At 36.3% G+C, this 9,288-nt stretch carries 7 protein-coding genes; 6 read left to right on the top strand and 1 reads right to left on the bottom strand.

Features of this window, described 5'->3' with window-relative positions; all coding sequences use genetic code 11:
- The coding region (locus tag BAQ48_RS28245; RefSeq protein ID WP_071711155.1) for an HYR domain-containing protein at positions 1 to 1,953 on the bottom strand (1,953 nt) is incomplete at its 3' end.
- A gap of 682 nt (positions 1,954 to 2,635) precedes the next feature.
- Between BAQ48_RS28245 and BAQ48_RS11360 the strand changes: the two genes are divergently transcribed.
- The 6 genes from BAQ48_RS11360 to BAQ48_RS11335 form a co-directional block, all read left to right on the top strand.
- Positions 2,636 to 4,342 (top strand): S-layer homology domain-containing protein, encoded by a 1,707-nt coding sequence (locus tag BAQ48_RS11360; protein WP_071711154.1) that lies wholly within the window; start codon positions 2,636 to 2,638, stop codon positions 4,340 to 4,342.
- A gap of 628 nt (positions 4,343 to 4,970) precedes the next feature.
- Positions 4,971 to 5,342 carry a DUF1304 domain-containing protein gene (locus tag BAQ48_RS11355; RefSeq protein ID WP_000402479.1) on the top strand — a complete coding sequence of 124 codons (372 nt, stop codon included), beginning with the start codon at positions 4,971 to 4,973 and terminating at the stop codon, positions 5,340 to 5,342.
- Positions 5,343 to 5,940: 598 nt separating this feature from the next.
- Positions 5,941 to 6,936: a hypothetical protein gene (locus BAQ48_RS11350; RefSeq protein ID WP_071711153.1), complete on the top strand. Its 996-nt coding sequence runs from the start codon at positions 5,941 to 5,943 to the stop codon at positions 6,934 to 6,936.
- Between the two features lie 248 nt (positions 6,937 to 7,184).
- Complete coding sequence (locus BAQ48_RS11345) at positions 7,185 to 7,481, top strand: protoporphyrinogen oxidase (RefSeq protein WP_071711152.1); 297 nt, start codon at positions 7,185 to 7,187, stop codon at positions 7,479 to 7,481.
- A gap of 74 nt (positions 7,482 to 7,555) precedes the next feature.
- Positions 7,556 to 8,032 (top strand): PH domain-containing protein, encoded by a 477-nt coding sequence (locus tag BAQ48_RS11340; RefSeq protein WP_071711151.1) that lies wholly within the window; start codon positions 7,556 to 7,558, stop codon positions 8,030 to 8,032.
- A partial coding sequence (locus tag BAQ48_RS11335) for a PH domain-containing protein (RefSeq protein WP_071711150.1) occupies positions 8,025 to 9,288 on the top strand: 1,264 nt, incomplete at its 3' end. The genes BAQ48_RS11340 and BAQ48_RS11335, both read left to right, overlap by 8 nt.

Genomic DNA, 9,288 nt, shown 5'->3' with positions numbered 1-9,288 from the left:
TTCACCAGGATCATTTGCTTTTGTAATATTGTTAGGGCATTGGATTTTTGGTGGTTCAGTATCGTTTACTGTGACGGTAAATGAACATGTAGCTGTATTTCCCGATGCGTCCGTGGCTGTACAAGTCACAGGAGTGGTTCCTACAGGGAAGAGGGATCCAGAAGCTGGCGAACAGGAAAAAGTTACACCTGGACAGTTATCTGTAACCGTAGGTTGAAATGTAACAATAGCACCGCATTCACCAGGATCATTTGCTTTTGTAATATTGTTAGGGCATTGGATTTTTGGTGGTTCAGTATCGTTTACTGTAACCGTAAAAGAGCATTCTTCAGTTCCTCCACAAATGTCAGTAGCAGTGCAAGTGACAGTGGTTTCACCCACTGGAAATAGGGATCCAGAAGCAGGGCTGCAGCTAAAAGTCACTCCAGGACAGCTAGTACTTACAGTTGGCGGTGGATAGTTCACTATCGCCCCACAAACACCCGGGTCATTATCCTGAGTGATATTACCAGGACAGCTGATGGATGGGATCCGTTCAAGATCACTGATGTTGCCAAAGATATCTTGACTGTTGTTGCTCCGAGTGTCAGTCCATACTGAGATTAACTTTTCCGGTTCCGGCAAAGCTGGGGGAATAAAGGCCGAAAAGATATAATCGCCTATAAATGCGCACGGATTACCAAAGGAAGGATCGGCGTTAGGGTTAAAAGAAACGTCTGTTATCCGTGTATTTGTAAATGTGGCTCCACCATTAGTCGAAACTGCTAAAAAAACATCTAGAAGAGAAGAAGATTCCCGGTTTGTATAGTAAATCACGGTTACGGTGCCACTACATGGGGAAACCGCTACAAACGGGAAAAAATTTTGGGTATTCTCAGGACTATTATCAACACGTATTGGGGCTGACCATGTGGCTCCGCCATTATCGGAGAAAGACAAAAGGATATGAGCATTTGTTGGGTCGTTAGCCTGCCATACAGCATACACCCTCGCAAAGTTTGCAGAGCCAAAACATTCTGATCTATCTACCGCGAGAAAAGCAAAGGTAGGTACACGGAATGCCCAGGTAGGGACCGCTGGAGTTAGAGGATCAGGAACTCGAATAATAGCACTGACATTAACAGTGGGACCGAATGTTACCCCGCCATCATCTGATCGGCGAATTCGAAACGTGGCGTTAGTGAAATCTCCCTCAATCCAAGCAACATATACTTCCCCATTCGGACCTACTTGAACATTTGATCCTTGTACAAAGGGGGTAGGTGCTCCTGCAATTACCCCTGAGATTGCAACTGGTGCCAGCCATGTTAATCCACCATCTACAGATCTTTGAAGTAAAATTTGTGAGGTTTGTGGACTATTAGCAAACCTCGTATAGCTAATATAGGCATTCCCTACAAACGGACTTGTTGGTGTCTTGTCGAATGCAAGATATTCTTTATCATCTAAGAAATTGTTATTTATTCCAGAAACATTAATGGCATTAGAAAAAGTTGCTCCATCGTCAACTGACCGATAAACAATAATGGATGCCCTATCTACTGTTTCTGAAACCGGTTGAACAGCGATACCAGCTAATAACCACCTATTGTTTAGATCGGCGTCTATGATTGGGTCGCTAGTATTTCTAAATCCTGCTGGTACTGGCAGAAAATTAGTCGTGAATGTGGTACCTCCATTAGTGGATCGATATAATCCAAATTGAGGAAACCCACTTGGAAGCGTATAAGCGTGAGAAGCAGCAATGATTGACAATGGATTATTTGGATTGACCCCCACAGTAGGCTCGTTTTCAGGATCTCCATTTAATGTTGAGATTCGAAAATCTGTTGAGTCCACTTGCTGTATTGATATGGATGAATTATCTATATTTTCTCTATGTCCATCATTTTGTTTTATAATTTGTTGTCTTTGTGGTGTACTCGATTTCTTAGTTGGACTTTCTTCTAACATAAAGTACTCACCTTCTTATTGTTTTTAATCAAGCTATTCCAAATATTAGACGAGCTTACTGTAGAATATGAATTTCCCAAAAATACGGTTTGGACAAACTCACATTTATTTAAAATCCCCCACCGAAGCTTTGGAATAATATTTGATCAAATTGATCCTGATAACCTTGATAAACGAGCAAAAAAAGAGCGTGTTTTGAAAAAGAAAAACAATTTCCTATACGTTAAGGAAGCGGCTGTTTATAAATTGCATCTTTAATTAATGATTTGCGTCATAATGGCACTGAGAGCGATGCGTACTAGAAGGGGTACAATGAAGTTTTTTGAGTAGACGAAATATAAAAAAGTGCTAACAAGTTTGCAAACGAACTTGCTAACACTTATACGAAATGCTCATAAAAACAGTCTTAATATCAAGTATATAAAAAACTAGCTTTATTTTTATATTTGATGCGTAAAGTTATGAAAGTATAAAATCATTGCTATAAAAGGTGAATTATAACAGTAGCATAATCTAGAATAGATTCATGAATCACTTAAAACTTATATATTGCGATAATAAGTGTATAGGATTATAATTAACATTTATTGGTTTTTGATTGTGGTATTTCTTGTGAAATGAATCACAAGAAATAGAGGGACTATAATTTAGTTTAACCAGGAGAAGGAGAACAGATAGAAATATGAAGATTATAAAAATCGCAACAACAGGGATGATTGCAGTAGGATTTCTTGCTATGCCTTCAAGCTCTTTAGCTGAAATCGATTCTGTGCAATACACAGTAAAAGAGGAACGTGTTCCTGTGCAACAAAATCAGTTGAAGAATGAATTTGAGGCGGAAACTACGAAAGAACAAACAAAACAGGAGAACGCCATGCAGCAAGAGCAACCAGTAGCGGTGCAAGCAGCTCCAAGTAGTTTCCCGGATGTTCCTGGTTGGGTAAAGCCATCAGTAGACTATCTTATAAATAAAAATGTATTGTCAGGCATGCCTGATGGCACGTTTTCACCAAATTTAGAGATAGATAGAGGGGCAGCCGCAACAATGATGGCCAAAATATTGAATCTTCCTGTCGATCAATCGGCAAAGCCTTCTTTTCATGACTCACAAAAGCATTGGGCGGCTCCGTACATTGCAGCTATAGAAAAAGTGGGTGTTATAAAAGGAGAAGGGGCCGGGAAGTTTAACCCTACTGGAAAGCTAACGAGAGGTGCAATGGCTGCTATGTTAGTCAATGCATACAAATTACAAGAGAAAGTGACAGAGAATCCTCCAACAGTATTTAAAGATTTAAAGGAACATTGGAGCGAGAAACATGTAAACATCTTGGTTGAGTTAGGTATTTCAAGTGGGTATGGTGATGACAATTGGAAGCCTGATCAAACGATTACTCGTGCGGAAGCGGTAAGTTTAATTGCACAAACAGATACTTCAAAAGATAAAGAGTTCAAACGTAAACAAATTCATATGCAAAAACCTTTCTTCGCTTATCATGGTGCATCATTATCTTCAGGTATTGCTTTTGAATCTGCCCCACAAGATGTAAAAGTGTATGAAGAAAGAGAAGATAGGTGGGTGAAAATCCATACGTATCAAGGGTTCAAATGGATTTTACTAAACGAAAAAAAGGTTCATATTAATAGAGACTTTTTCACTTATGATTATCCAGCGGACGGAGCGAATGTACTTGTAAAGTATGCAGCGCAAACTGTGACAGTAGTTGAAGAAAGAGGTACGTGGTTGCGTATAAGAACGGGTGCAGGTCTACAATGGATGAATACGAATGAATCTAGAACAGTAATTGATAACTTAAAAACGATCCAAAATAATCAACAGGTTATTTTAGTTACAACAAACGGGTATAATACGAATCAAGCTCAAGTTCGTACATTTGAAAATTCAAATGGGAAATGGAGAGAGCAAAAGAATATAAGAGGATATATCGGAAAGAAAGGTTTTGCAGTTGAGATGAGTGAAAGTGGAATGAGTTCGCCAAGAGGAAAATACACCATTGGTTCCGCTTTCGGTAGACAAGGGAATCCTGGTACGAAACTTCCCTTTATCAATCTAACACCAAATCATGTCTGGGTAGATGATTCTACATCCCCATACTATAATACGCTGCAAGAAAAGCCTGTAAGAGGTAGATGGAAATCAGCTGAAAATATGTATATCCCAGCGTATGATTATGGATTCGTAATTAATTATAATACGGAATCACGCACACCGTACAAAGGAAGCGCAATTTTCTTCCATGTCTCTACTTCATGGACAGAAGGGTGTACAGGTGTAGATAAACAAAATGTTATTGATATTTTAAGATGGATTGATCCAGGGAAAAATCCTGTTATTATTCAAACACCTGAAAATGAACTGATGAACTATTAATTTGATACTCTAAAAAATTTTTAAGTCTACTTTAATTAGTAGACTTTTTTAGTATGAAATTCTTGTTTCGTTGGTGCGATTCCATGCCCATAGAGCTAACCAAATGGACTGCTCCTAAAATAATAAAAATGAGTTTTATTAATAGAAAAGACATGGGATTTTCCTTTTTAGAGACAACTAATTATTAATTTGATAATAAAGCTGACTCCTTTTATGTAGTTATTTAAAAAACATTATAGTCTCTAGAGATGTGAATAGAGGTTTTGAATTGATTTAAGGTTGATGGAACAAAATAAAACGAATTGAGCAAAAAAACTTGCAAAACTAAAAGGGGAGTTGTATATTAATTGACGTATCAAATATTGATATATCAATTAATGTTTTGAAAAGAAAGAAGAGGGAGTTTTATCCCGCTTTAATGGGCAGTAAGACCCCCACCTCAAAATTCAGCGAAAGCAGAGAATTTAGGTGGGGGTCGGGCTGCCCATAAAAGTCCGATTGGTGCAGGCTAATAATCAGTGGGGGATGAAGAAAACCCCCACTGATTAAAGTTTCACTTTATATAAGCTACAAAGTTAAAACAAAGATAGTATAAATTTGATATTAGGGGATAGAGGGGGAGAATGGTGTGGAAATAATCGCAGCTATTTTAGTCGGGATCGTAGCATTAGAACATTTGTTTATTATGATTCTCGAAATGTTTTTTATTAATTCGAAAGTGGCAAAACGTGCTTTTAAATTACCGGAGCATTTAGAAGGAGATCGAAACGTAGCCATTATGTTTGCAAACCAAGGTTTATATAATGGATTTTTAGCCGTTGGTCTCATTTGGGGACTTATACTTGGGCTCAATTCAATTGGCTATATGGTTCAATTATTCTTTGTAATGTGTGTGGTAGTAGCAGCTCTTTTCGGCGGTTTCACATCCAATAAATCAATTATTGTGAAACAAGGACTTCCAGCTATATTAGCGTTGATTGCCCTTTTAATTGTGATATAGAACCAAAGCATTTTAATAAAAGAACTCATTTTTGAAAAATACGCTATTCTTCCTGTAGGCTCATAGGAAAGAATAGCGTATTTTTTCATTTTTAGGGGGAGTTAGCTTGATAACGATGTGGTGTGATTGTTATGAAAAATGCTTATTACACTAAGGACTGGAACTATATTAAAACCTAAAAATGTAGATAGAGGAAAAATAATGTAAAAAAACTATTGTATGTTTAAAAACCTTATGTTACATTTGTGTTACAGAAAAGTTACAAACTGTGACTTATGTTACGGTTTGTTTTCTGTTGTTTTTCGGTATGTTACGGATTGCGGTTCGTATTCTAACTAAAAATGATTTTTTATGTGTATAAAAGTGTGTGTAGTAAAGAGCCTGGTGAGAGCTTTACGCGCATTATTAAAATTCCTTTCTGTCTGAAAAGAAGAAGAAAACCAACTACCAACTATTTAGGAGTTTTACATAATGATAGCAAATGAAGTGTACTTCCTTTCCCGCACACAAAGTACATACTTCCTTTCAGTCTAATTGCTACACAGACTTTTATACATATGAAATTATTGTTTTAGGGGATATATAGGAGGAGAAAAAAATGAAAAAATTATTAACAGTAATGGGACTTACATTTTTAATGTTAGCTGGATGTAGTAATGGGAATTATGAAAAAGCAATGGATGAGGGAAATACCGCACTAACGAATAAAGAATATAAAACAGCCTTGTCATCATTTGAAAAAGCACTAGATGAGAAAAAAGATGATTCAGATGTAAAAGTGCTTGTAGAACAAACGAAAGCAATGATTGAAGCAGTGAAGCTAAAAGAAGAAACAAAGGTAGAAGAATCTGTTAAATCATTTGAAAAAGTAGAAAGCGTGAAGAATGGTAGCACTACGCTTGTAAAACAAGCAAAGGAAGAAAGAACAGCGTTACTAACTATTTTAGAAACAAAAAAGAAATATAGTGAACAACTGGTGAAAAGTGAAGAGTTAATCGGCAAGAAAAATTATGCAGAAGCGAAAGAGTTATTAACGAAGCTAGTTTCAGAAACAAAAGATAACAAGAGCCTTGAAGAATATAATAAAAAAGCCGCAGGATTAATCACGAAAATTGGTGAAGAAGAAAAAAATGCAAAGAATGAAACAGTAGCAACGAAAACAGAAAAAACGAATACAGCACCGGCTCAAAAGGTAGCGACAGAGAATAATAAAAAGGTAGAAGCAGATAAGACTCAAAAAGTAGCGACAGAAAATAATAAAAAAGTAGAAGCAGATAAAACTCAAAACGTAACGGCAGAAAATAATAAAAAAGTAGAAGCAGATAAGACTCAAAACGTAACGACAGAAAATAATAAAAAGGTAGAGACAGGAAAAACTCAAGATGATTTTACTTTTGAGAAAGCTAAAGCATATATCAAAAATGAATATAAAGAAGAATATAATTACACGTTAGAAGATACGAAAGTAGAGAATGGAAAGAAATATTATCAAATTAGAGTGCGTACGACATATAAAATAGAAGGCGCAGCTGGATCAGGATTTACGGGCGTATTCAAAGTATTTGAAGACGGTACAATTATTGAAATGCACTAAATTGCTAAAAAGGTATCCTCAAAGTAGGTGAGGATACCTTTTTTTGCATAAAAAAAGCATCTAGCAAAAGTACTAGATGCAAATAAAAACACAAGGGAAGACAAAATTCTTCCCTTTTCCCGTATGTAATTATATCAAAAAATTTATAAAAAACTAGCTTTATTTTTTATATACTGGATGTGTGAAGTTAGGAAAGTATAAGATTACACTATTTTTGTAGTGTTTTGTTGAAAAAAGGAGTTGTATATATGATTAATTTTAAACCAGAAAATTTAAATCACTTATTAAAAATAATGCTCATAAGTGCGAATAAGTCTTATGATGCGATTAAAGATTATGAGTTTACGGGAGAAGCGGTAGTATTCCGTGTAGACTTCGAATATATTGATGTTTCTCTTATGGTTATAGATATGTTAGGAAGGTCTGCTTCTAAATTTAACATTTTGCCATTTGCTAAACCAGATACGAATGAAATAGATTACATTCAGTTTCAAGTGTATGCGATTAATGAAGGGAATTTTAAAGAAGTGCTTGATACGATGTAGAAAACTATAAATTTACAAAAATGTATATACCGCCTAATATATAATTAGTAAATTCATATAATTGGAGTGATGAGATGCAGCCGTTAGAAAGGGAGATTCATGCTAATATGCTGAAAGTGTGGCGAATTCACGCTTTAATTGGGGCAGCAGTCATACTAGCAGTCGTAATTGCGTATTTCTTTTTTATGATCAATTTTAACTGGTGGGGCTGGTTGTTTGGATTGTTAGTAACCGGAGCTATTACATTTATCCCACTTGATTATTTCGTATTTCCAAATTTACGTCAGCGCTATTATAGTTACAGATTAAATGAAGAAGAGATTGAAATTCAAAAAGGAATGTTCGTTGTAAAACGCGTACTTATCCCGATGATTCGCGTGCAGCACGTTACAATCGAACAAGGACCGATTATGAGAAAGTATAATTTAGCAGAATTACATATTTCAACAGCAGCAACTTCTCATAGTATTCCAGGTTTAACGAAAGAAGAGGCAGAACAGCTGAAAAGACAAATTGGAGAACTTGCGAAAGTGAGTGATCAGGATGTATAAGAGGCAACATCCGATCACAATATTGTTAGGTATTCGAATTGCGGGCTTGTTACCTTTTATTTTGCTTGTTTTATTTCGATCAGATGGTGAAGTGAAACCTTGGTATTTCTTACATCTTGTTCTTTTGGCTGTATTATTTATTATGGCTATTTTCTCAGCTATAAAATGGTATTTTAAAGTGTACTGGGTCGAAAATAATATTGTACATATTAAACACGGTGTTTTTGTGAAGAAAGAAAGTTACTTAAATAAAGAGCGTGTGCAAAATATTAGTACATCTTCTAACATCATCTATCAGGTGCTTGGACTGACAAAGTTAAATATCGAAGTAGCGGGCGGCGGTACTGAACCAGAAGTGATGTTAGCGGGTATTAGAGAAGATGAAGCGAAGGAACTCATTGCTTTATTACATAAAGAAAGAAGCGTTGTGACTGAAGAGACGCCTGCGGCAGAAGAAAGTCAGACGGTATATCAGTTAACAACGAAAGAAATTTTAGTTGCATCCGTTACATCTGGTAGATTCGGATTAGTATTTTCTGGACTACTTCTTATTTACACAGAGTTTAATCAATTTCTACCAGAATGGCTTATCAGTAAAGTGGAAGCGTATGTGATGGATAACGGTGTATATGAATTAATCGTTATGGCTGCGATTTTAATGGCGGTTTCGTGGGTCATTTCAACAGCCGGCTATGCGTTAAAATATGCGAACTTTAAAATTGAGCGAAACGGAAATGAAATTCGCATCGTGCAAGGGTTATTTGATAAGAAAGAGTTTGTTTTAAAATTACATCGCATTCAAGCGATTACTGTGAAAGAAGGAATTCTTCGGCAGCCATTTGGTTATTGCTCTGTCGAAGTAGAAGTCATTCAAAGTATAGAGGCGGCGGGAAATGAAGTAATGTTACATCCTTTTATGAAGAAAAAAGATGTACAGCAGTTACTTACGTATTTGCAGTTGCCATATGAAATGGAAGAGGAAATTGTCCATTTACCGAAGGCTGCATTGCGCCGTTATGTAATAATGGGCTGGATTACAAGTGCTGTGCTCGCTGTGCCGATTACCGGTGCGAGTATATATTTTAAACAACATATCGCATTGTTCACTCTGATACCACTATGTATCATATTTACGTTACTTGCATACGCTCGGTATACAAGTAGTGGTTATATGATACGAGACAATCAGCTAGTCACGGTATACCGAGGTCTTGCGAAATATACAGGTATCATGCGTAGAAGGCATGTTCAAGCAG

Origin of the sequence: Bacillus luti (assembly GCF_001884105.1) — a bacterium.
GTDB lineage: Bacteria > Bacillota > Bacilli > Bacillales > Bacillaceae_G > Bacillus_A > Bacillus_A luti.
This window is presented reverse-complemented; position numbering and strand designations above follow the sequence as displayed.